This is a genomic window from Ignavibacteriales bacterium, from assembly GCA_026390795.1.
GTDB lineage: Bacteria > Bacteroidota > Ignavibacteria > Ignavibacteriales > Melioribacteraceae > Fen-1258.
In genome coordinates, this window is sequence record JAPLFG010000003.1 from 719,271 (window position 1) to 742,134 (window position 22,864).

At 36.1% G+C, this 22,864-nt stretch carries 20 protein-coding genes; 6 read left to right on the forward strand and 14 right to left on the reverse strand.

Annotation, left to right across the window (positions count from 1 at the left end; genetic code table 11):
* Positions 1-203: 203 nt before the first annotated feature.
* On the forward strand, positions 204-785 hold the full coding sequence (locus tag NTX65_06760) for a D-sedoheptulose 7-phosphate isomerase (GenBank protein ID MCX6169019.1): 582 nt from the start codon (positions 204-206) through the stop codon (positions 783-785).
* 111 nt (positions 786-896) lie between these two features.
* A complete protein-coding gene (locus tag NTX65_06765) occupies positions 897-3,071 on the forward strand; it encodes a Tex family protein (GenBank protein ID MCX6169020.1) in 2,175 nt (724 codons plus the stop codon).
* A gap of 78 nt (positions 3,072-3,149) precedes the next feature.
* On the opposite strand, the gene NTX65_06770 is transcribed toward NTX65_06765, so the two are convergent.
* Positions 3,150-3,659 (reverse strand): hypothetical protein, encoded by a 510-nt coding sequence (locus tag NTX65_06770; protein ID MCX6169021.1) that lies wholly within the window; start codon positions 3,657-3,659, stop codon positions 3,150-3,152.
* Positions 3,660-3,871: 212 nt separating this feature from the next.
* On the opposite strand from NTX65_06770, the gene NTX65_06775 reads away from it, so the two are divergent.
* Entirely contained in the window at positions 3,872-6,409 is a 2,538-nt protein-coding gene (locus tag NTX65_06775; protein MCX6169022.1) for an aconitate hydratase, read from the forward strand.
* A gap of 81 nt (positions 6,410-6,490) precedes the next feature.
* On the opposite strand, the gene NTX65_06780 is transcribed toward NTX65_06775, so the two are convergent.
* The 6 genes from NTX65_06780 to NTX65_06805 form a co-directional block, all read right to left on the reverse strand.
* Positions 6,491-7,042 (reverse strand): DUF192 domain-containing protein, encoded by a 552-nt coding sequence (locus NTX65_06780; protein ID MCX6169023.1) that lies wholly within the window; start codon positions 7,040-7,042, stop codon positions 6,491-6,493.
* Between the two features lie 106 nt (positions 7,043-7,148).
* A complete protein-coding gene (locus NTX65_06785; protein ID MCX6169024.1) occupies positions 7,149-8,861 on the reverse strand; it encodes a family 10 glycosylhydrolase in 1,713 nt (570 codons plus the stop codon).
* A gap of 17 nt (positions 8,862-8,878) precedes the next feature.
* Entirely contained in the window at positions 8,879-9,976 is a 1,098-nt protein-coding gene (aroB, locus tag NTX65_06790; GenBank protein MCX6169025.1) for a 3-dehydroquinate synthase, read from the reverse strand.
* On the reverse strand, positions 9,963-10,514 hold the full coding sequence (locus tag NTX65_06795; protein ID MCX6169026.1) for a shikimate kinase: 552 nt from the start codon (positions 10,512-10,514) through the stop codon (positions 9,963-9,965). The genes aroB and NTX65_06795 overlap by 14 nt, the downstream gene beginning before the upstream one ends.
* 138 nt (positions 10,515-10,652) lie before the next feature.
* Positions 10,653-11,354 (reverse strand): outer membrane beta-barrel protein, encoded by a 702-nt coding sequence (locus tag NTX65_06800; protein MCX6169027.1) that lies wholly within the window; start codon positions 11,352-11,354, stop codon positions 10,653-10,655.
* A gap of 100 nt (positions 11,355-11,454) precedes the next feature.
* A complete protein-coding gene (locus NTX65_06805) occupies positions 11,455-13,539 on the reverse strand; it encodes a peptidylprolyl isomerase (GenBank protein MCX6169028.1) in 2,085 nt (694 codons plus the stop codon).
* 174 nt (positions 13,540-13,713) lie between these two features.
* Here NTX65_06805 and NTX65_06810 point away from each other — a divergent pair, with 174 nt between their 5' ends.
* Positions 13,714-13,926 (forward strand): hypothetical protein, encoded by a 213-nt coding sequence (locus NTX65_06810; protein MCX6169029.1) that lies wholly within the window; start codon positions 13,714-13,716, stop codon positions 13,924-13,926.
* A 7-nt stretch (positions 13,927-13,933) separates the two neighbouring features.
* A complete protein-coding gene (locus NTX65_06815) occupies positions 13,934-16,051 on the forward strand; it encodes a sodium:solute symporter family protein (protein MCX6169030.1) in 2,118 nt (705 codons plus the stop codon).
* Positions 16,052-16,123: 72 nt separating this feature from the next.
* Here NTX65_06815 and coaD read toward each other — a convergent pair whose 3' ends face one another.
* The 7 genes from coaD to hrcA form a co-directional block, all read right to left on the reverse strand.
* Positions 16,124-16,612 (reverse strand): pantetheine-phosphate adenylyltransferase, encoded by a 489-nt coding sequence (coaD, locus tag NTX65_06820; protein ID MCX6169031.1) that lies wholly within the window; start codon positions 16,610-16,612, stop codon positions 16,124-16,126.
* 70 nt (positions 16,613-16,682) lie between these two features.
* Positions 16,683-17,246 carry a 16S rRNA (guanine(966)-N(2))-methyltransferase RsmD gene (gene rsmD / locus NTX65_06825; protein MCX6169032.1) on the reverse strand — a complete coding sequence of 188 codons (564 nt, stop codon included), beginning with the start codon at positions 17,244-17,246 and terminating at the stop codon, positions 16,683-16,685.
* Positions 17,246-18,160 (reverse strand): hypothetical protein, encoded by a 915-nt coding sequence (locus tag NTX65_06830; protein ID MCX6169033.1) that lies wholly within the window; start codon positions 18,158-18,160, stop codon positions 17,246-17,248. The genes rsmD and NTX65_06830 overlap by 1 nt, the downstream gene beginning before the upstream one ends.
* Before the next feature lie 29 nt (positions 18,161-18,189).
* On the reverse strand, positions 18,190-18,696 hold the full coding sequence (locus tag NTX65_06835) for a helix-hairpin-helix domain-containing protein (protein MCX6169034.1): 507 nt from the start codon (positions 18,694-18,696) through the stop codon (positions 18,190-18,192).
* Positions 18,697-18,763: 67 nt separating this feature from the next.
* Positions 18,764-19,873 carry a molecular chaperone DnaJ gene (dnaJ, locus tag NTX65_06840; GenBank protein MCX6169035.1) on the reverse strand — a complete coding sequence of 370 codons (1,110 nt, stop codon included), beginning with the start codon at positions 19,871-19,873 and terminating at the stop codon, positions 18,764-18,766.
* 12 nt (positions 19,874-19,885) lie between these two features.
* Positions 19,886-20,626, reverse strand: coding sequence for a nucleotide exchange factor GrpE (locus tag NTX65_06845; GenBank protein MCX6169036.1), 741 nt, complete (start codon positions 20,624-20,626; stop codon positions 19,886-19,888).
* The gene (gene hrcA, locus NTX65_06850; protein ID MCX6169037.1) at positions 20,586-21,632 is read right to left on the reverse strand and encodes a heat-inducible transcriptional repressor HrcA; all 1,047 of its coding nucleotides are present in this window, start codon (positions 21,630-21,632) and stop codon (positions 20,586-20,588) included. Before hrcA ends, NTX65_06845 begins: the two co-directional genes overlap by 41 nt.
* Before the next feature lie 172 nt (positions 21,633-21,804).
* Between hrcA and purM the strand changes: the two genes are divergently transcribed.
* Positions 21,805-22,800 carry a phosphoribosylformylglycinamidine cyclo-ligase gene (gene purM / locus NTX65_06855; GenBank protein ID MCX6169038.1) on the forward strand — a complete coding sequence of 332 codons (996 nt, stop codon included), beginning with the start codon at positions 21,805-21,807 and terminating at the stop codon, positions 22,798-22,800.
* Positions 22,801-22,864: the final 64 nt, after the last annotated feature.

Genomic DNA, 22,864 nt, shown 5'->3' on the forward strand with positions numbered 1-22,864 from the left:
GAAAGTTTAGGGCAAACTTAGTGAATGTAGATTTTAGGAACAATCTAAATTTGCCGACATTTTATAAATATTGTAATTGATCTAGAACAACTTTCGTGGTGAATGCTAAGTGTCCTAAGTTAAATTTGATTTTGTAGGTGCAAATTTTGAGAGAATGATATTAAACTTTGCTATTTTTGATTTGCAATTCGAAAGAGGAAAATTTGGATAAAGAAAAATTCATTGCCGATTCGCTTAAGGAAAGCAGCGAAGTTAAACTAAAAATGGAATCAGCTTGCAAAGCGGAAATTTTGGTTGCGGTTCAAAGTTTAGTTGATGCTTTTAGGAATGGAAAAAAAATATTGTTATGCGGTAACGGCGGCAGTGCAGCAGATAGCCAGCATATCGCTGCCGAATTTATGATACGATTAAGCCACAATGTGCAACGACCGGCATTACCGGCTATCGCATTAACAACCGATTCATCAAACCTTACCGCTGGTGGAAATGATATCGGTTTCGAAAATGTTTTTGCCCGTAATGTTGAAGGTCTTGGTAACGAAGGAGATGTTTTGATTGCAATATCAACAAGCGGTAATTCACAGAATATTATTAAAGCAGTAAATAAAGCACACGAGAAAAAAATGTTTGTTATTGGATTCCTCGGAGGGACAGGAGGAAAGATGAAAGAGATTGTTGATCTTCCGGTTGTGATTCCGTCATCAAATACACAACGCATTCAGGAGGGGCATATTACCGTTGCGCATATAGTTTGTGAGTTGGTGGAATTAGAATTATACAAATAAAAATATTTTACTGAATAAAACTTAGGTTGCATTAAGCACGACTTCACTTTTTTAAAAGAATTTTACCTTTCTTTACAAGTGATTTGCACTTCAAAAAAAATCGGATAATAAATGAACATTCCTTTATTCATTGCTAAAGAACTAAACGTACAGGAAAAACAAGTAACCTCTGTAATAAATCTATTTGGTGAAGGCGCGACAGTTCCTTTCATTGCCAGATACCGTAAAGAGCATACCGGCGGTTTAGATGAAGATTATTTGCGCCAAATTGAAGACCGCCTTAGTTATTTGACAATACTCGAAGAACGAAAGTTGGTAGTTCTTAAAAGCATTGAAGAGCAAGGAAAACTGACTGATGAATTGCGAGATAAAATTTTGGCGGCAGTTAAACTTCAGGAAGTAGAGGATCTTTATCTTCCTTACAAACCGAAACGGAAAACTCGCGGTACAATTGCGAAAGCCAAAGGTCTTGAACCACTCGCATTATTCATTCTCGAAAATCCAAACTTCAAAAATGATTTTGATGAAGTGCTCGCTCAATATATAAATCCGGATTTAGGCGTTAATACAATTGAAGAAGCTCTGCAGGGAGCAAAGGATATAATTGCCGAAATGATTAGCGAAACTGCCGAGGTCCGGCAATCCGCACGCGAATTCTTGTTCGATGATGCATCAATTGTTTCTTCAAAAGCAGATCCTAAAAAAGAAGAACTACGCGCTAACAAAAAAGATGTTTATGAAGTCTACCATAATTTTGCTTGCCAGTTAAACAAAATCAAACCTTATCAATTGCTTGCCATTAACCGCGGCGAAAAGGAATTTTTTCTAAAGGTGACTTTGAGCTATGATAAGCCGGGAATTCTAAATACGATTTTTGATAAGTATTTTTCATATGACAAATCCGTATTCGATGAAATATTAAACGAAGTAGTTGAAGATTCATTCTCACGTTTAATCTATCCTTCCATCGAAAGGGATGTGCGAAATCAATTAAGTGAAGAGGCAGATTTACATGCAATTGAAATTTTTGCAGCGAATCTCCGTCAATTGCTTCTTCAGCCGCCGATTAACAGCAAGAACATATTAGGAATTGATCCCGGATTTTATTCCGGTTCAAAACTTGCTGTTATTGATACAACTGGAAAATATATTGAAGGGACAACTATTTATCCCCATCCTCCGCAAAACAGATCTGCAGATGCAAAAAAAATTCTTCTTGATTTGATAGAAAGATACGGGGTTAATCTCATTGCAATTGGAAATGGAACTGCAAGCAGAGAAACAGAATTATTAATTGCCGATCTGATAAAAGAGAACAAACTTGATTGTCATTATTTAATTGTGAACGAAGCCGGTGCTTCTGTTTATTCTGCAAGTCCGCTAGCAAAAGAAGAGTTTCCGGAATTGGAAGCAAGTCAAAGAGGAAATATTTCAATCGCACGGCGTGTGCTCGATCCTCTTGCCGAACTTGTGAAGATTGATCCTAAATCAATTGGCGTAGGACTTTATCAGCACGATGTCGATCAAAAATTACTTTTAAAAAAATTGGATGATGTAGTGGTTAGCTGCGTTAATTATGTTGGTGTTGATGTCAATACTGCTTCTGTATCATTGTTAAATCATGTCTCCGGACTGAACAAACGGATCGCAACCAATTTAATTAAGCACCGTGATAAGATAGGGAGATTCACAAACCGCGATCAATTTATGAAAGTAACCGGCATGGGAGAAAAAGCGTTTGAGCAATGTGCCGGATTCTTAAAAATTCCAAACGGAGAAAATCCGCTTGATAATACATTCATTCATCCTGAATCTTATGATGCAACAACAAAACTTTTAAAACTGTGTGAACTTTCGACAACTCACATAAACGAAAAAGGAAATCTTGTGGAGTTGTTTGTGAAAAATAAAGGAACACAAAAAATTGCTGAACAAATCGGAATTGGAGAACCTACATTAATAGACATACTTGATAATCTAAAAAAACCGGGACGAGATCCGCGCGAGGAGATGCCAAAACCAATTCTAAGAAGCGATGTTTTGAAAATGGAAGATCTTGAGGAAGGAATGAAATTGAAAGGAACAGTTAGAAACGTGGTTGATTTCGGTGCATTTATAGATATCGGTGTTAAACAAGATGGACTTCTTCATATTTCTCAGATCGCGAATAAATATGTCAAGAATCCGCTAGAGTTGTTAAAAGTTGGAGACATAATTGATGTAACGGTACTCTCTATTGATATTCCGAAGCAAAGAATTGCACTTAGTATGATTTCAAACATGTAGGGTCGACGTCCCGTCGACCCTAGATTTGAATGCCTAATGTTAGGTGTACTGATCTTCATTCTTTCGAAAAAAATAATCTTATAATTCAAGATTCTCATCATCAAAGTCGGAATTCCATTTAAGTGCATTGTACTGAATATAATTACGGATATTATACAGCTCCTTTTCATTCCTAATTATTCTATCGTAAAACGATCTTTGCCAAATATTACGGGTAGCAGTTTTATTATTTTCATTTATTCTTTTTGTTGATTCATATTTGAAATAAGCAACAATTTGGCTTAACGAAAATTTCTTCGTTTTAATATCGGGTTGAGGAAACCTCAACCCTACGACACCATTGATAATCAATATTCCATGAAAATGGTTTGGCATAATTATAGATTTATCTATCTCAACGTTCAAAAAATGATCTGGAATAGCTGTCCAACTTTTCTCAACAATTTTACCATTTCCATTTAAATGAACAGCTTCATTATTCACAGAGCCAAAAAGTGGTTTTTTATCATTAGTACAGATTGTAATAAAATAGTAGTTAGGCGAAGAGTAATCGAATTCTCTGAGACGTGTTCTTTTGCGTGCTAACATTGCAAGTCATAATGTTATTTTAAATTTATTTTTTTTACAGATATAATTCAAATGTAGGGTCTATGTCCCGTCGACCTTTTGTATTTTTGCAATTCAGTAATCAAAATTCTGCTTTATTATATCTGTTTTTTTGATTAACTGCCTTCATATTTTATATCCAATCTGAATTTTTTTTATCTTTGCAATGATTATTAAAAACAAAAGGATTTAAAATGACCGCAAATATTGATATGATCAAAAAAGTTTATGCTGGATTTAATGATAAAATTAAACAAGCGCGAAAAGTTGTTGGAAGACCAATGACTTACGCAGAAAAAATTCTATATGCACACCTTTGGGAGAATGCAACAGAACCGCTACAACGCGGAAAAGATTTTGCGGATTTTGCACCAGATCGTGTAGCGATGCAAGATGCAACTGCCCAAATGGCGCTGCTTCAATTTATGCATGCAGGTAGAAAATCTGCAGCTGTTCCGGCAACCGCTCATGCCGATCACTTGATTGTTGCTCAAAGCGGTTCTGAGGAAGATCTTGCACGTGCAATTGATGAGAACCGTGAAGTTTATGATTTTCTTGAAAGCATCTGTCAAAAATATGGAGTTGGATTCTGGAAGCCCGGTGCCGGAATAATTCATCAAGTGATTTTAGAAAACTACGCATTCCCCGGCGGGATGATGATCGGTTCGGATTCTCATACACCCAATGCCGGCGGACTTGGTATGATAGCAATCGGAGTCGGCGGAGCGGATGTTGTAGATGTTATGGCAGGTATGCCGTGGGAATTGAAATGGCCGAAACTTATAGGTATAAAATTAACCGGTAAACTTTCCGGATGGGTTTCTCCTAAAGATGTAATTTTGAAAGTTGCTGGCATCTTAACAGTTAAAGGCGGAACCGGAGCCATCGTTGAATATTTTGGTGAAGGGGCAAATTCAATTTCTTGTACCGGCAAAGCAACAATTTGCAATATGGGCGCAGAAATCGGCGCGACTACATCCTTATTTGCGTTCGATGAAAAAATGGCGGCTTATTTAGAAAAAACAGACCGTGCAGACGTTGCAAATCTTGCAAGAAAAAATGCTGATCTTTTAAGAGCCGATAATGAAGTTTATGCTGAACCGGAAAAATATTTTGATGAACTGATTGAAATAAATCTCAGCGAACTTGAAATGCATATCAACGGTCCATTCACACCGGATCTTGCTCATCCAATTTCAAAAATGAAAGAAGCAGTTATAGAAAATAATTATCCGGATAAAATCAGTGTTGCATTAATTGGTAGCTGTACAAATTCCAGTTACGAAGATATTGACCGCTCAGCCAACATCGCGCGTCAAGCTCTTTCAAAAGGATTAAAAGCAAAATCTGAATTCAAAATTACTCCCGGTTCCGAACAAGTTCGAGCAACCATTGAACGCGATGGTCAACTGCAAACGCTTACAGAGTTCGGAGGGCAAGTATTAGCCAACGCATGCGGTCCATGTATTGGAATGTGGAAAAGAATGGATATTAAAACCGGCGATAGAAATACAATTGTTAATTCATTCAATAGAAATTTTGCAAAGAGAAACGATAACAATCCGGATACTCTTTCTTTTGTTGCAAGTCCGGAATTGGTGACGGCGCTTGCTATTTCAGGAAGCCTTTCATTCAATCCGGAAACAGATTATTTGGTAAATGAAAACGGTGAACAGGTAAAACTTGATTCACCATTCGGCGATGAACTTCCAAGCAGAGGATTTGAGAGAGACACAAAAGGATTTCTCGCACCAACACCTAACGGATTCAAAACTGAAGTGAAGATAAATTCTGAAAGCAGCCGTTTACAATTCTTGGAACCATTCAAACCGTGGGACGGAAAGGATTTTATTGATCTTCCTCTCCTGCTGAAAGCCAAAGGCAAATGTACAACGGATCATATTTCTCCTGCTGGTGCATGGTTAAAATACCGCGGTCATCTTGATAATATTTCTAAGAATATGTTCCTTGGCGCTATCAATGCTTACACTGGGAATCCGGGAGAAGCCAAAAACCAATTTACCGGCGAGTACAAACAAGTACATGAAGTAGCGCGCGATTATAAAGCTCAAGACATCGGTTGGATTGTTGTTGGCGATGAAAATTACGGCGAAGGTTCATCACGTGAACATGCCGCAATGGAACCACGCTTCCTCGGCGGCAAGGCTATCATAACCAAAAGTTTTGCACGTATTCACGAAACTAACTTGAAGAAACAAGGTATGCTTCCATTAACGTTTACAAATCCCTCTGATTATGATAGGATTCAGGAAGGTGATAAACTTAGTATTGTTGACTTAAATGAATTTGCACCTGAGAAGCAACTTACTATGATCATCAAGCACAATGATGGTTTTCAAGAAGTAATATTACTTAACCATTCATTCAACGCCGGTCAAATCGCATGGTTCAAAGCAGGAAGTGCGCTGAATTTAATTGCCAGCAGCTTTCAGCGGTCAGCAGTCAAGAAGAAAAAAGTTGTGAACAAAAAAGTAAAGAAGGAAACAAGAAAAGAAGTAAAAATTGTTTCGAAGAAAACTACACCCAAGAAAGTCGTTGTGAAAAAAGTCAAACCGGCAGTTAAGAAGAAAACTGCTAAAGCGGTTGTGAAGAAGATTGTGAATAGTAAAAAATTATTAGCGAAGAAGATTGTTAAAAAAGCTGTAAAGAAAACTCCGATTAAAAAAGTTGGCAAGAAATTAGTAAAGAAGATTGTTCGAAAGAAAAAATAATCACTTTGTAGGGTCGAGGTAACCTCGATCCTACACATTATTATATCTTTTTCACGTTTTCCGTTTCACTTTTCACGCAAACTATTCCTTTCTCCAGGCAATCTTATCTCCATCTTTAATACCGTGTCTCTCACAGTAGCCTGCGTTAACTTCAACAACATACTGAGCCGGTTTTATTGATGGTAAAGATTTTTCAGAAAATGGTTCCGCATTCTTTTGAATCGAGACAATTTCCATTTTGGCGTTTACGTAAATGATATCTAGAGGAAGGATTGTATTTTTCATCCAGAAAGCTTGCTGAACTTCCGAATCGAATAAGAAAAGCATCCCCTGGTTCTCATCCATTTTATCCCGGTACATCAAACCGGTTGCGCGCTGTTCATCGTCGTCGGCAATTTCAATATCAACTTTTGTGATATTATCACCTTTGGAATTAGTGAATAACAATTCACCTTCCTTTAAGAATGAGAATGCTGTTTTAGATCCCACTGCTTTGTCCAAATCCTTATTTGATGTTTCATTTTTAACCAACACATTAGATAAAATAAAATATGCTACAAATGCAATAAGAAGAATTACAACTCCAATCTGCATCAATAGATTTTTTTTTGGTTGATTTTTTTTCTTAGCCATGGTTTGTTCTGGGTTTTGTTTTGAAAACTTTTCTCTTCGGCCATTTTTTCATGAAGAGATCATAATTTCCGCATAACTGTAGAGACAAATTAAGATTATTTATGGATTATAACTTTAACTCAACTTCTTTATGGGACATCTTAAATGAAATTTTGATTGAACTGTAACCGGACAAATCATTTACAATTGATAATACATTTTTACCGGGCAATATGTTTCCCGAAAGCAGAATATTATTCACTTTTTCTTTTAGACCTGTAATCTCAATTTTCTCTTTCTCTTTTGAGTAAAGAAGAATTATTGATTTCTTATTCAACTCTTTGACCAACACAGGCTTGCTGAGCATATCGTCAATTTGTGCAAGTGCATTCAACTGCGGGAATTTTATTCCTATCACGTTCGACGATTCTATACTTTCGTTCCAAAGTTTGCTAACTGATTTCAATGTAAAATAATAATTCACCCGTTTCGGCTTATCAATTGCAAGTGTTATAGAAAATTTGTCGGCGGAAATTACATCAAATAAATAATCCGCCAGCAATTCCGAATTTGAATTTGGAAGATTATACAATGCAAAATACCGGATACTATCATTTTGCGATTTCATTTTTTGATAATCCCAGCTCAGCGAAAATAAATTTTGTGTTGATTCAGTTTTCCTGTACTTCAGATTTGCTGGTGGTTCAGGATAAATTCCATCCAACCATGCCATAACAGCAGGATAGGTTTTATACCGGAATGAATTGAATTCCGTCTCCTTAATATTTTCGTATCGGAAGAATGACACTCCGTCTGCATTAATTGACCTGGCATATTGTATCATCTGGTCCATATCCGGTTTAACGCTTGGTTTATAAGCTCCAATACCGAGAACAACACTACGACCGTAAGAATTTTCCACCCAGTCTTTAGCGACCGCGCCAAACCGGGGGTTATCATTAAAACCCCAGTAAATTTGAGGTGCAACGTAATCGATTATTCCGCGCTTCAACCAATCGCGTGAGTCTTGATAAACTTCCGTGTAACCTTCCCAGCCATTTACACCTTTTTGATTTTTATACACACCAATTGGTGCAACACCAAGCTTGATGTAATGTTTAACCGCTTTAATTTTTTTGCTGATCAATTCAACGAGGTCTGTAATATTTTTTCTGCGGTATTCATCGCGCGAAAGTCCGGTTCCGTGAACACTGTAAGAAAATTCATCATCAAAATTTTTGCCCGGATAACGAAGGTAATCTAAATGTACTCCATCGATATCATAATTCTCAACCATCTCGGCTATCATTTCGGAGATGTACTCGCGCACTTCCGGAAGACCGGGATCGAGCCATAAACTTTTTTGTCCGTCGCGGTTGTCTTCAACTACCCATTCAGGTTTTCTTTTAGATATATGATTTGAATTGTTTAAAATGTTTGATTCAGTTCCGCTGAAACATTTGACCACATTTATCCATGCATGAATTTCCAAACCGCGTTTGTGAGCCTGTTCAACGGCAAATTGAAGCGGATCGTATGATGCGGCTCCGTCAACTTCACCGGTTATATAAGGTGAGAAAGGTTCGAATGAGGATTTAAATAATACTGTTCCGTTGCTTGCGACCTGAAAATAAACTGTGTTTAAGTTCTTAGACTTGATGTTGTCTAAAATATCGATGAGTGCCTGTTTCTGCTTTTGCTGGTCAAATGTTGGAGGAGGCCAGTCTAATCTAAAATTTGTTGCAACCCAAACTGCACGTGTTTCCCTTTCGGTTTGCGAAGATATCTTAACTGTAAAAATTAGTAATACTGCAAAGACCAGAAATGATTTTACCTTCATCAATTGTTTCCAATCAATTACTGTTGAACAAAATAATTCATTCCCTGTTGTATAGATTGGGTTACATCGCTCTCGCTTACCTCAACATCAACCACAACATTGCCTATATCCTGCACTAAGACAAATTTCATTTTGTGATCGCGCCCTTTTTTATCACGCTTCATAATTTCATAAATACGCGCGGTATCAAATTTTCTTAAAACAATTTTGTCTTTTAGCATCAGAGGAAGTTTTAAATATTCATTAAAAAGTTTTTCGTCCAACAATCCGACTCGCTTAGAAAGATCAAGCGCACAGACTAATCCAATTATTACAGCCTGACCGTGTTTAACCTTAAAATTTTGTTCAATTTCGACTGCATGTGCAAATGTATGACCAAGATTCAATATCTTTCTTAGACCATCTTCTTTTTCATCTTCTGCAACTACGTCTCCTTTAAAACTAATACACGTGTCAATAATTTTGGAAACTACTCCCGAATCGGTTTTAAGAAGCTTAGGCAGATAATTTTTGCATGTTAGAAAAAATTTTGCGTCAATAAGAAACGCATACTTCACAATTTCGCCAACACCGCAAATGATTTCTTCCTCAGGTAGAGTTTTCAAAAATTCCGTATCAATCAATACAAATTCCGGCTGGTATATTGATCCAACGGTATTTTTAGTATCACCGGAATTGATTCCGGTTTTTCCTCCGATAGAACTATCAACAGCACCAAGAAGAGTTGTTGGAACCTGAATAAATTTAACACCGCGCATATATGTAGCGGCTGCGAACCCGGCTATGTCCCCCGTAATTCCTCCGCCGATTGCAATAACAAGTGTGTCTCTTCCGAAACTTTTAATAACAAGGTCTTCTACAATTTTGGATAGAGAAACAAAATTTTTATCGGCTTCACTTGCTGTAAATTCATGTACTGAAACTTTACCAGAAAAATTTGAAGTGAATCTCTTTATGTCTTCGCGATGAAGATTCATTACGTTCCGGTCAATTACTAAAAACAAATTCCTAGATAATTTTTTTGAGCGTATAATTTTATCTAATGAATCAAAAATATTAACACCGATGTAAACCGGATATGATTTACCTGGAATATTTATTTCAATCTTTTTCATTTATTAGTACCGAAATCCTTTTTGCAATTTTATCAACTGTTTTACCTAGAGGTTGTAAATCTGTATCTATTATTAAATCCGCCTTTTCGTAATACATGCGCCTTTTTTCGAGAAGCTCTTTAATTTTTTCCAAAAAAACTTCTTCGTTTTTTTCACTAAGAACCAGATCGCGGAATAAAGGGCGGTCGACTTTATTTTTTAATCTTTTGTATAAATTATTTGGTGAAACTTTTAGATAAATTATTTTTCCGGTTGATTTCAAAAAATCAAAATTTGTCTGACTTGTTAGAGTTCCTCCGCCAAGAGAGATTACAACTCCTTCTCTTTCGGAAAGATTGTGCAATATCGCATATTCAAGTTCTCTGAAATATGCTTCTCCTTTCTTTTCGAATATCTCTACAATCGTTTGTTTCTCTTCGTTTTCAATCACCTTGTCAAGATCAAAGAATTCCAGTCCAAGTACATTTGCTAGTATTGGCCCTATTGTACTCTTACCGCTTGTCATAAATCCGGTTAAGTAAATTCGCTTTTCGTTCATTAATGATTTATCTGATGGTATTCGGAACACAATATAATTAAACGAAAAGGAAGTTTTTGAATAATGTTTCAGAATTAGACAAAATGATTCTGTTTTGAAATGAAGTAATTAAGGCCGAATTACCTCTCTCATTCAGTTTTAGAAATTAATTACGGCTCCAAGTGTAAATGTAATTCCGTCTATATTAACTTTAGAACTAAATGTCTGAGATGGAAATGTGTATTCAGCATCATTGTAGTTAACAACCGGATTTGAATATTTACTTGTCATTTCAATTTCAGGATCGCGTGAACGAAATTGTCCGCGTATAGAAAAAAATTCATTTATTACATAATCCAATCCGATTGCCACATGAATACCGTAACCGATTTTTTTTGATTCATTAGAAATAGTAACATTTCCTATTTCTCTAATTTGTTGTCCAATATAAATACCAAATCCCCCACCCATAAAAAATTTGAACTTCTCGGTTGAAAATGGAATTAGATAAAAAACTGAAAATTCGATTGGAATCATTTTATAACCATCTTTCATTTTAGCCCGGGTTCCGCCCAAATTCATAAAACTATCAAAAGTTTTTTGGATTAATTCTGATCCGGCTCCCATAATGATTGATTCTGAAATTTGATAACGCAAATCGATTGAATAACTTGTGATTTTGTCAAGATTATTGTGTGTATCGCGAATAAACGGATCAGTAGCATTCGGCTGCAGATAGAGTTTGGAAGTAGACGTATAATTAACGTTGAACGAGACACCGAATTTTTTTTCGTTAGCTTGTGCTAATATTGAAGCGACTATAACGAAATAAATTGATATTATTTTAAAAATAAATTTCATCATATCTTTGATGAAAATTGATAAATAGAATTATTAATTGAAAGTGCAAAAAAAAACCGTCCAGATTTACCTGGACGGTTTATTAAATCAATAAATCATGTTATCTATAGAATTGAAAGCGATTATCAACAATAGTTGCTTCTTTTTTTAAATCTTGAATCCATTGACCATAAAAATTCGATTTCTTTGTGAACAAAAGTTGTTTTTTAATTTCTGCCTTTTGCGCCTCGAATAAAGATGGATCGTAATTTGTTCTGAAATTAACTTTTATCAAATAAACATTTGAATTACCTTTGACCGGTTCAGACCATTTGTTCAAATCACCTTTAGACGCGTATTCGCTGAATGCAAAATCACGACCAATACCAGGTATACTCCCGAAAGAAGTAAATTCTGTTGTAGTATCAACTCTTGCACTAGGCCATATTGTTTTTGCAATATTACCGTCTCCGTTGTCGTCGATTTTAGAACGAATATCTTTTGCAATCGAAGCCGCTTTGTTCAACTTCATTTTAAGAGTGAGTGTATTTTTGATCTGGGCTTTTGTTGCATCAAAGTTTTTTACGCCGGGTTTAGTAACATCCGATACCATTACAACAACATGTCCCGCAGCAACTCTAAAAACATCGCTAACTTCTCCAACGCTATTATCAAAAGCAAATTTGACCAGCGCACGGTTTACACCAATACCTGGAATTCCTTGTGCCTCTTCATCGAATGACGGAGTTTCGATAGCAGCATATTTCATTACCTTCGCTTCATTTTCAAATCCGTCCTTTTTAGCTACGAAAGAAAAATCTTGTGCATCCTGATAAAGTTTATCTGCTGTTGTAGCCGATGGCTGAATTTTATTTACAATTTTTTCAACTACAAAATCCTGGTTGGATTTGTCTGTTACTTTAATTATATGATAACCGAAAGGTGATTTAATGGGCTTTTGGATTACTCCGACTTTCCCATTGAAAGACGCATCTTCAAACGGTTTTACCATCTGTCCGCGTCCAAACCATCCTAAATCTCCACCTTGGAATTTGCTTCCATCGTCAGATTTTTCTTTTGCAACGGCTGTAAAGTCTGCACCTTTCATTAATTGATTATAAATTTCATTTGCCTTTTGAAGATCGGCATTATCATTCCCGGTTGATTTAACCAATATATGAGAAGCTCTAACTTGTTCTTTTTTAGATTTTACCTTGTCATTTAATTTGTAAACAACATAACCTTCCGGAGTTGCCACCGGCCCCAAAATTTCACCATTTTTACCTTTAACCAAAGCATCTCTAATATCAACCGGAACAGTTGATAATGAGACTGTATCTTTGGAATATGGGCGCTCGGAATAGATTTGAACATAACTTTTAAATGAAGCGGTATCGCCTTTCATTTTTGTAACAATTGCTTCAAGATTTTTTTTGATAGCAATCGAATCATCTTGAGAGGGCTCTTTGCGGAAGAGAACATATTTTAATTTTCTTTCAGCAACTTGTTTGAAATCTTCAGGGTGTTCATCGTAATATTTTTTAATATCTGCATCTGTTACTTTAACATCTGCATCGGGAATAGTATTGGCATCAATTAAAACATAACCGGCTTTCATTTTAATAGCTTGCTTGAAATATTGATCTTTAGCTTCTGCATCACTAACCGTTATAGAAGCCGAGACATAACTTTGTAATTTTTGCTGAACAAGTTGTTCTTTGATCTGATCTTCAACGCCAATAACAATCTGTTTATTACGAGGGTCTTTCAGTGCCCCTTCATAAGCTTGTCTGTTAAAATTCCCGGTAGAGTCTTTAAACTGCTGTGTTAATTGTGCCGGAGGATTAGGTCCTAACAATGTATTTCTGACTTCATCATCTGTAACAACGATACCGAAATCTTTAATCTTTTTAGCAATCAGTTTCTGAGCAACAATATAATCCCAAACTTGATCTCGAAAAAAATCCATCTGCGATTCATCAATTGTCTGACCAGCCTGTTCCTGCTGTTTTTTTAGATTATCAATTGCATTAGAATATTCCTGGTACGTTACTTCTTCACCATCAATTGAGCCAACGTTCTGTTTTTGTTGATGTATCAAATCCGTCACTTTGGAATCAGAAAGAACCATAAACAAAACAAAAACACCGCCAACAGTGAGCATAAACCACGGAGCTAAACTCCTCATTCTGGCCATCATGGGCATAAAACACAACCTCCGATTTAGAAATAGTAAAATTTTAGGCGGTAAATTTAGAGTAACCCCCTTTCAAATGCAATTTTTGTTTATTAAAGAAAAGTAGGACAAATTAACAGAAATTTAATTTGCGTCTAAAGCGAGTGCCGCCTAATTTGTGCAGCAAATTTCAAGGATTTATAAATGCCCTCCTTTTTTAATAGTTGGTTACCATTTATCTATTTATACGTTGGCGGCGGGTTATTTTTTCTTGCCGGCATGATCCTCATTCGTAAAACAAAAGCAATTGATATGAGACTTAAACGAGATCGTTTTTGGTGGAAAGCTATGATTTTTGGGTTTTTCTACTTTATGGTAATTCACGCCTTTTTAATAATTGCTGCTCTTTACTTGTGAGATAAAAATGGAACAAATACATAACATTGGTAGTGAACTCGATTGGATAGTACTCATAGTTTATATGATTGCTATGTTATTATTTGGAAGCTACTTTGCAAAATACAATAAAGACACGAACGATTTTTTCTTCGGCGGCAGGCGCTTTACATGGTGGTTAATCGCAATGTCAATTGTCGCTACCGGTATCAGCAGCCATAGCTTTGTAAAATATTCTGCTATGGGTTTTAAGTATGGATTCTCTTCTTCGATGTCATATATGAATGATTGGTTTTTCGTTCCGTTCTTTCTGTTCGGATGGCTTCCTATCATTGTCTATTCAAGAATAAAATCTATTCCGGAATATTTCGAAAGAAGATTTTCTCCTTCCGCACGATTTTTCGTTACAATTCTTCAACTAATGTATTTAGTAGGATATGTTGGAATTGGTTTCCTTACAATGGGAAAGGCAATTATGCCATTGATGCCGGAACATTTCACAATTTTTGGAATGCAAATTCACGTTACTTTAATGGGATTAATCTGGGTTACCGCCGTCATTACAGGAATTTATATTACCTTCGGAGGACAAACAGCAGTTATTTTCACAGACCTTGTTCAGGGATTGATGCTTCTCTTTGCCGGTTTGATGATTTTTGTTGTAGGTGTTTACTATGTCGGCGGGTGGGATTCATTCTGGCATCTTCTTCCTAATAGCTGGAAACTTCCATTTGCTGGATTTAATTCTCCGGCAGAATTTAATTCTGTAGGTACATTTTGGGAAGATGGAATTGCCGGTTCCGTTGGATTTCTGTTTATGAACATGGGATTGATAATGCGGTTCATGGCGACGAAGAATGTTCATGAAGGGAGAAAAGCGGCAACTATAAATATTCTTTTTATGCTTCCAATCTCTGCAATAGTTGTTGGTGGCGGCGGTTGGGTTGCTAAAGCAATCTCTGTAAAGTTTCCAGGTTTACTTCCTCCGGATATTAATCCTGACAGCGTTTTCGTTGTAGTCTCAAATATAATTACCGGTCCAGGTGTTTTTGGATTTGTTATTGCGGCAATAGCAGCTGCATTGATGTCAACTGTCAGTACACTTCTTAATGCCACTGCGGCAATTTGGGTAAACGATGTAGACCGGCCGATTAGAATTTGGCTCAAGAAAATAAAACGTGAAGAACCGGTTGATGAAAAAAGAGCAATGGTTGTTGCAAGAACCTCTACAGTTGCGTTTACAATGCTTGGTGTTTTTGCTGTTTACGCGTTCAATTCTTATCCAACAGTTTATCAAGCACATGCATTTTTTCATGCGACGCTTACACCTCCTTTAATGATCGCCATTTTCTTTGGCGCTTTCTGGAAAAAATTTACTCCGGCCGGATTAATAACTACCGTGGTTGGCGGTATTGCATTCATGCTACTTGGAAATAGGTATCCATTAGAATTAATTGGACCGCTTGCTCAAGGTACACCTTATGATCCGGTTCATCCATTTACATACATGGCGGCATTATATAATTTGATAGTGTGCACCGGTGTTGCCGTTTTGGTAACTCTTTCCCAAAACAAACTGAAACATTTTGCTGCTAAGATTAAAAAGAATCCTAATCATACTGCAATTATGTATTCAATGGTTGTCTTTAGTGTTGTGGTTGTTCTTATCGATATTTTTGATGCAATTTTCAGATTCAAGATAGCTTCACTGGGAATTTTATTTTGGGCTACAATCTTTGCTTCTGCATTCGTTGCATTGATTACCACATTTTACGTTAAGTATGATGCTGAAGCGCAAACAGCCGGCTTAACTGTTTGGTCAATTCACAAAGCAAAAGAATGGTTTAAGGGAAGGAAATTGAATGAACGCGAAGGTGAAATTATAAAGCTCAATTGGAAACTGAACGAAAGCGATGATGAAGATGTAATAAACTTTTCTAAAAAAGATATGCACAAAATGGCTGCCGAAACCGGCGATCTGGTATATATATCAGATGCACGCAGATGGCTTGGTGGATTAAAATCATGTCACACAGTTTATGGTGAACCTCATAATGAAGACGGAATAGTTTACATTAGAAAATTACATATAGGAAAAGGACTATTTGTTGAAGGAAAAATATTAGAGGCCGAAAAAGAGATGTAACTAAAATTAGAAGCAAGAGGTTAGAAGTGAGAGGTATTTAAAATTTACTTTTTACATCTAACCTAATACGTTTTACTCCTTCTTCTTTCCAAATTTAAGTTTCAGTTTCTCTACAACTATCGGCGGAACAAATTCCGAAACATCTCCTTGAAACTGTGCGAGATTGCGCACAATTGTTGAATTAAGATAAGTATACCTTGCATGCGGCATCAAAAGAATTGTTGTAATTTCTCCGGCAAGTTTTCTATTCATCAATGCCATCTGAAATTCATATTCAAAATCACTTATTGCACGCAGACCGCGTATAATTCCCACCGCGCCGACTTGCTTAGCATGATTTACGACTAATCCATCAAACGAATCAACAACAACGCGTTTATAATCCTTTAAACTCACCTTGAGCATTTCAACACGTTCATCAACAGTGAAGAGTGAGGTCTTACCGGGATTTCTTGCCACCGTAACAATTACCTCTTCAAATAATTCAATAGCACGACTAACAATGTCAATGTGTCCGTTAGTTACTGGATCGAATGTGCCGGGATAAATTACTTTTGCCATAACTACTCTAATTTGTGTGCAGCTAAAATATAATTCTTTGTGCTAAATAAAAAAGTCGATCCTATTTAAATTATTCAGTACTGCCTGAATTGTTCTCAAAAAGGTAAATCAAACTATCACCCAATCTTTTGAATGCCTCTTTGCGAAATGCTTCTTCATCTTCTTTTTTTGTTTGAATGGAACGCTCAATTAGAATTATTCCATCATCAGCCAGAAAGTTATTTGCCAGGATATTTTTAACAACAAGATAAATATCATCTTTGAAAAACGGCGGATCGGCTAGAATCAGATCATACTTTTCATGATCTGCAATTTTTGAAAATTTTATTGCGTCCATTCTAAATATTTTACACTCATTGTCAGCATTAAGAGATGAAATATTTTCTTGAAGCATTTTTGAGACATGGAAATCTTTCTCGATAAAATGCACCTCATCGGCTCCCCGGCTTAAGGCTTCCAAGCCAAGTGAACCGGATCCGGCATAGATATCGCAAACTTTAATTCCCTCAAACTCAATTGAATGTACCAGATAGTTAAAAATCGATTCTTTGTTTTTATCCGTCGTGGGGCGTACCAATTTTGAATTTGGGAATTTTATTGTGCGTCCTTTGAATTTACCGGCGATTATTCTCATCAGACCATTCTTATAGCAATTCCGGTTGCAGCAGCAAATGAATTGAATTTTATTTTATAAAGCGGATTATTCAAAACATCCTCTTCGGGTTTTAAATGCTCGAATGGATTAATTTTTTTTAGTGCATGACCAAAATAATTTTTCATTTTATTTTCAAATTCTTCAGTAAGATCTTGTCCAAAAAGAAGAACCGTCTTGAAATCTGCGATCGTTAAATTATACTCACTTAATTTTTTAACGACGGATCTCATTTCATCAAATATATTATGCACAGCCGGATCAAGGTTTTTGAAAAAGAACGGATAAACTCCGTCAATTGCAGATATGGAAGAATATTTTTGGTCAATATAAATACTCAAAGTGTAGTCGTTATTTACCTGCTTCTTATCCAAATACAAAAAAGCATTTGATGCAAGGTGAACATTATCAATATATTTTAATTCTAGTGAATTCTGAGCGCAGAATTTATTTATGGCAACTACCAAATTTTTATCTACGGCAAAGACAATTGCTTTCTTTTCCCGGCATACCGAACTTTTATCTATCTCAATATGCTGGATGAAGAAATTATCTTTATCGCAATTGGGAAAGAGAATAGAGATTTCCCAGCGGAAATGATCATGCAGATCTTTTTTTACAAGTGAATCATCATAAGGTACTTCAAAAATTTTGAAGAAATTATTCGGCAAAGCAAAGGATACGTTCTGAGAGTTAAAAGGTTTTCTTTTTACAATCTTATTGAACGATGTCTGCATGATGCCAATCAATTTTTCTTCGCTTAACGCAGTGGTAAAATTTTCGGTATGAATGGTCTGATCTACATTTTCCAGATAGAATGAATCGTCTTTGTAGCCAATTTCAACAAGCTGAAGTTTGGATTCGGTTAAATTAATTCCGGCATGATTGTTAAACACGGTTTCTCAACTTTATTTCTTAAAGAAAATTATTCTATTATAACCAGATTCTTAATTTTTTCTAATTTCTTTTTACCAATACCTTTGATATTCAACAACTCATTTAGTGATTTTATCTTACCGTGTTTGTTCCTGTATTCAAGTAATGCCCCGGCTGTTTTTTGTCCAAATCCGGGTAGTTTCATCAGCTCCGATATATTTGCTTTGTTTAAACTAATTTTTTGCCGCAGAGAAGATATTTTATTCACTGAACCGGTTTTAACTTCTTTATTAAAATCCAAAAGTTCAGGTTTAGAAGCAATCTTTTTTTCTACTTGAAGGATGGTTGAATCTTCTACTCCGGAACCGCCTGATGCGGCATTGAATAAACTGTCTTCTTGTTTGGAATCGAATTCGAGAAACGTTTTGTCATTCTTTACATCTTTAATAATGTTGACCGCAACCCCGATCAAACAAGCCGTCAAGATAAATAGGATTACATTTGTCTCTGTGGAAGTAAAGCCAATCTTCTTTGAAAATTTTTCTAATGATTTCATCTCTCCCCCTAAATTATTAATTATATCAGGAGCCGGAAAAAATCAGATAAATAAGAACAAATTTTAACTAGCTGGAAGCTTTCATGTTTGGCAACTTTTGAAGTTCCTTCAACATTTCTTTTTCTTTTGCAGTTACATTTTTAGGAACGTGAATATTAATTTTAACAAGTTGATCTCCTGCACCGTGACTATTAAGGTGTTGAATTCCTTTTTCTCTCATCTTTAAAAATTTTCCGGGCAGAGTTCCGGGTTCAATTTTTAATTTGGCTCTGCCGTTTAAAGTCGGAACTTCAACCTCTGTTCCAAGCACTGCTTCCGGATAACTAATAAATAATTCGTGTATTACATTGTCACCATCGCGTGTAAAATATTGGTGGTGCATTTCTTCAAAGAGAACTATTATATCTCCGGCGGGTCCATTATTTTTTCCGGCGTTTCCTTCACTACGCAAAGTCATATAATTTCCATCATAAACTCCGGCCGGAACATTTATCTTGATAGTAGATTCATCTTGTACGCGTCCATCGCCGGAACAAGTATGACACGGTTCGGAAATAATTCTTCCGGTTCCGCCGCAATTATTACATGGCGCAATGTTTACAAACTGTCCAAAGATTGATTTAGAGACTTGACGCACTTCTCCCGTACCGTTACAGACCGAACATGTTTTGAATGAGGCTGAACTTTTTGCGCCTGAACCATTGCATGTAGTACACTTGTTGAATTTTTTTATTTTAACTTTTTTAGTGGTTCCGGTTGCAATTTCTTCGAGTGTTAATTTCAAAGTAATTTTCAAATCCGAGCCGGGATGACCTGTTGAACGTTGACGGGATCTTTGTTGTTGTGAACCGCCAAAGAAATCGTCAAAAATTGTCGAACCGCCGAACGATCCTCCGAAAATATCAGAGAAGTGACTAAAGATATCGTTCACATTTGTGAAGCCCGGATCACTTTTTAATCCGCCGTGTCCAAAACGATCATACTTAGCACGTTTTTCATCGTTACTTAGAACCTCATAAGCTTCTGCGGCTTCTTTAAAATTTTCTTCCGCCTGCTTATCACCCGGATTACGATCCGGATGAAACTGCATTGCAAGTTTTCTATAAGATTTTTTGATCTCATCCTGTGTTGCACTTTTGCCTACACCTAAAACTTCGTAATAATCTCTTTTTGCCATTAAATCTTTCCCTTATTCTTGCTCATTTGAATTACCTTCTATAGTACTGGAATCATTATCAGGTTTAATTTGAGAATGATCCATCTCTTGACTAACAATAACCTTAGCGTGCCGAATGACTCTATCTTTATACAGATATCCCGGTTCTAAAACTTCGAGAACAGTATGCGGTGCAACACCTTGAGCAGGTTGCTGCATTAGTGCTTCATGAAAGTGAACATCAAATGGTTTTCCCTTTGCATCTATTTTCATAACACCTTGATTCTCAAGTATCTTTCCGAATTTTTCGAATACAAGCATTAAACCTTTTTTTGTTGAATCGAATCCGCCGGAAGTACCCGCAGAATTTGGTACTTCATCAATATGAGAAAGTGATCGTTCAAGATCATCGTAGACAGGTAATATATTTCTAATAAAAGATTCAGCCGCATATTTAATAATGTTAAGTTGATCATTTTCGTTACGGCGTTTGAAATTTTCAAACTCAGCAGCTTTTCTTAAGAGAGCATCTTTGAGTTCCAAATTTTGCTTTTCAATTTCAGCAATCTTATCATTTAGTTTTTTAAGTTCTGCTTCGTTTGATTCCAATCCGCTGCTTTTATTTTCTGTTTCCGTTTTGGAAACTTCTTCTCTTTCAATCGGAATTTTATTATCTGCTTCTTTATTAGAGGAATTCTGTTTATTCAATTTTTCGTCTTCCATTGTTATTAATTTATCTTTGTTTGGTGAATTCTTGTGTAAGCTGTTCGGCAATGTAAACTACTGCTGCAACAATCTTGGAATAGTCCATTCTCTTCGGTCCCATAATTCCAAGTGTGCCATGCATATCGCCTATTTTATATTCTTTTGCAATCATACTATAATCGGAAAGTTTTTCTTCATGAATTTCCTGACCTATTGTTATTGAAACATCATCTTCCATCGGAAGTTTCTTTCCATCAAGAATATGAATAATGATTTCTTTATTCTCAATTAGTTCAATAACGCTTTGAAATTGATTTACATCTTCAAATTCAGGCTGTTTTAAAATATTTTTGGTGCCGGATATAATTGCTTTTTCGCTGCTTTGATCTGTAAAAATTTTATCAACAGAATCTAAAAATACCCGGATTATCGGTCGGTAAGATTCCGAATTAAAATCTTTCATTCTCTCTTCAATCGTATTCCTAATTTCAGAGAAACGTAACCCCGTCAATCGTTCGTTCAATAATTGCTGAACCGTCGACACTTCTTCTTCTTTCACATCGGCATCAATCTCTAATGTGATTGTTTTTACCATACCCGAATTGATACTAACAATAACTAATATTCTTGTAGAAGAGAGTTGTACAATTTGAATTTTTTGAAGAACCGCATTCTCAAATTTTGGATAGGTAACCATTGCCAGTTGATTCGTTAAATCACTTAGAATCGAAGAAGTGACTCTCAAAAGTTCTTCTGTTTCGGTTGATGCAGAGCTTAAGTTTACATCAATAATATTTTTTGATGTTAGATCGAGCTTGGGCGGATCCATAAGTGAATCTACATAAAACCGGTAACCTTTATCGGTCGGGACCCTGCCGGCAGATGTATGCGGATGATTTAGAAATCCTGTTTCTTCAAGATCCGACATAATATTTCTAATAGATGCCGGAGAGAGACCAATATCATACCTTTTCGAAATATTTCGTGAGCCGACCGGATTTGCAGTTAGTATAAATTGATGAATCACAAACCGCAGAATCGCTTTTTCCCTATCTTTTAACTGATATTCTTCCATTGTAAATCAAACATACTCATTTTTAGCGGGTTCAAAGTTATCAAAAAAATAGAAATTTTTCACGAATGACTCTTTTTCATAATAAACTGTGGTCCTGATAACCGTTAAGGTAAAATTTCGCAAAAGTTTTTATGTATATTTTAAATGGAAAAGATGAACTATTGGAGAAATTGTGGCCATAACTTACAAATCTTCCGGGGTTAATATACAAGCCGGAGACGAAACTGTCGAAAAGATAAAATCTCTCGCTAAATCAACATTTAATAAAAATGTTCTTTCGGGTATTGGTCACTTCGGCGCCTTTTATGAAGTCGATTTGAAGAGATGGAAAAATCCAGTTCTTGTATCCAGCGTTGACGGTGTAGGCACAAAATTAAAAATTGCTTTCGCAATGGATACACATGATACCGTTGGTCAAGATTTGGTAAATCACTGTGTGAATGATATTGCAGTTTGCGGAGCCGAACCTCAATACTTTATGGACTATCTTGCATTCGGAAAACTTGTGCCGGAAAAAGCCGAGCAGATCATAAAAGGATTTTCAATTGCCTGTAAAGAAAATGGAGTTGCATTAATTGGTGGTGAAACTGCTGAGATGCCGGGATTATATAATGAAAATGAATATGATATGTCCGGGACAATTGTTGGCATTGTAGAACGAGATAAAATTATTGACGGACGAACCGTTAATGTAGGCGACGTACTGATTGGATTTGCCTCAAGTGGATTGCATACAAACGGTTATTCTCTTGCGAGAAAAGTATTATTTGAGAATTTTTCTGTGAATGACAATCACGATTTACTAAGTGGTACTATTGGCGAAGAATTATTGAAAGTGCATAAATCATATTTGAATTTGATCAGAGAGTTGAAAGAAAAAATTTCGATCCATGCTTTCTCGCACATTACAGGCGGCGGAATTATCGGCAACACCAAACGCGTTATACCTAAAGATATGCAGATCAAGATTGATTGGAGCGCATGGAGTGTACCGCCAATTTTCAGACTGATTAAGGAAACCGGAAAAATTGCAGAAGATGAGATGAGAAAAGCTTTCAATATGGGAATTGGGTTGATTGCGGTTGTTGATAAAAATGATGCCGGGCAAGTATTAAAAATTTCAGAAGCATTTGGTGAAAAAGGTATTATTGTTGGAGAAGTAATTTAGATAAATCAAATATTATTCTTGCGCTTGCAATCAATCTGCTCTACAAATCCATAATTGACTAACA

What these genes read in the sequence shown, in the direction of transcription:
- NTX65_06765 (MCX6169020.1), top strand. Translation starts at nt 897, where the DNA reads ATGAACATTCCTTTATTCATTGCTAAAGAACTAAACGTACAGGAAAAA.
- NTX65_06770 (MCX6169021.1), bottom strand. Translation starts at nt 3,659, where the DNA reads ATGTTAGCACGCAAAAGAACACGTCTCAGAGAATTCGATTACTCTTCG.
- NTX65_06775 (MCX6169022.1), top strand. Translation starts at nt 3,872, where the DNA reads ATGACCGCAAATATTGATATGATCAAAAAAGTTTATGCTGGATTTAAT.
- NTX65_06780 (MCX6169023.1), bottom strand. Translation starts at nt 7,042, where the DNA reads ATGGCTAAGAAAAAAAATCAACCAAAAAAAAATCTATTGATGCAGATT.
- NTX65_06785 (MCX6169024.1), bottom strand. Translation starts at nt 8,861, where the DNA reads ATGAAGGTAAAATCATTTCTGGTCTTTGCAGTATTACTAATTTTTACA.
- aroB (MCX6169025.1), bottom strand. Translation starts at nt 9,976, where the DNA reads ATGAAAAAGATTGAAATAAATATTCCAGGTAAATCATATCCGGTTTAC.
- NTX65_06795 (MCX6169026.1), bottom strand. Translation starts at nt 10,514, where the DNA reads ATGAACGAAAAGCGAATTTACTTAACCGGATTTATGACAAGCGGTAAG.
- NTX65_06800 (MCX6169027.1), bottom strand. Translation starts at nt 11,354, where the DNA reads ATGAAATTTATTTTTAAAATAATATCAATTTATTTCGTTATAGTCGCT.
- NTX65_06805 (MCX6169028.1), bottom strand. Translation starts at nt 13,539, where the DNA reads ATGCCCATGATGGCCAGAATGAGGAGTTTAGCTCCGTGGTTTATGCTC.
- NTX65_06810 (MCX6169029.1), top strand. Translation starts at nt 13,714, where the DNA reads ATGCCCTCCTTTTTTAATAGTTGGTTACCATTTATCTATTTATACGTT.
- NTX65_06815 (MCX6169030.1), top strand. Translation starts at nt 13,934, where the DNA reads ATGGAACAAATACATAACATTGGTAGTGAACTCGATTGGATAGTACTC.
- coaD (MCX6169031.1), bottom strand. Translation starts at nt 16,612, where the DNA reads ATGGCAAAAGTAATTTATCCCGGCACATTCGATCCAGTAACTAACGGA.
- rsmD (MCX6169032.1), bottom strand. Translation starts at nt 17,246, where the DNA reads ATGAGAATAATCGCCGGTAAATTCAAAGGACGCACAATAAAATTCCCA.
- NTX65_06835 (MCX6169034.1), bottom strand. Translation starts at nt 18,696, where the DNA reads ATGAAATCATTAGAAAAATTTTCAAAGAAGATTGGCTTTACTTCCACA.
- dnaJ (MCX6169035.1), bottom strand. Translation starts at nt 19,873, where the DNA reads ATGGCAAAAAGAGATTATTACGAAGTTTTAGGTGTAGGCAAAAGTGCA.
- hrcA (MCX6169037.1), bottom strand. Translation starts at nt 21,632, where the DNA reads ATGGAAGAATATCAGTTAAAAGATAGGGAAAAAGCGATTCTGCGGTTT.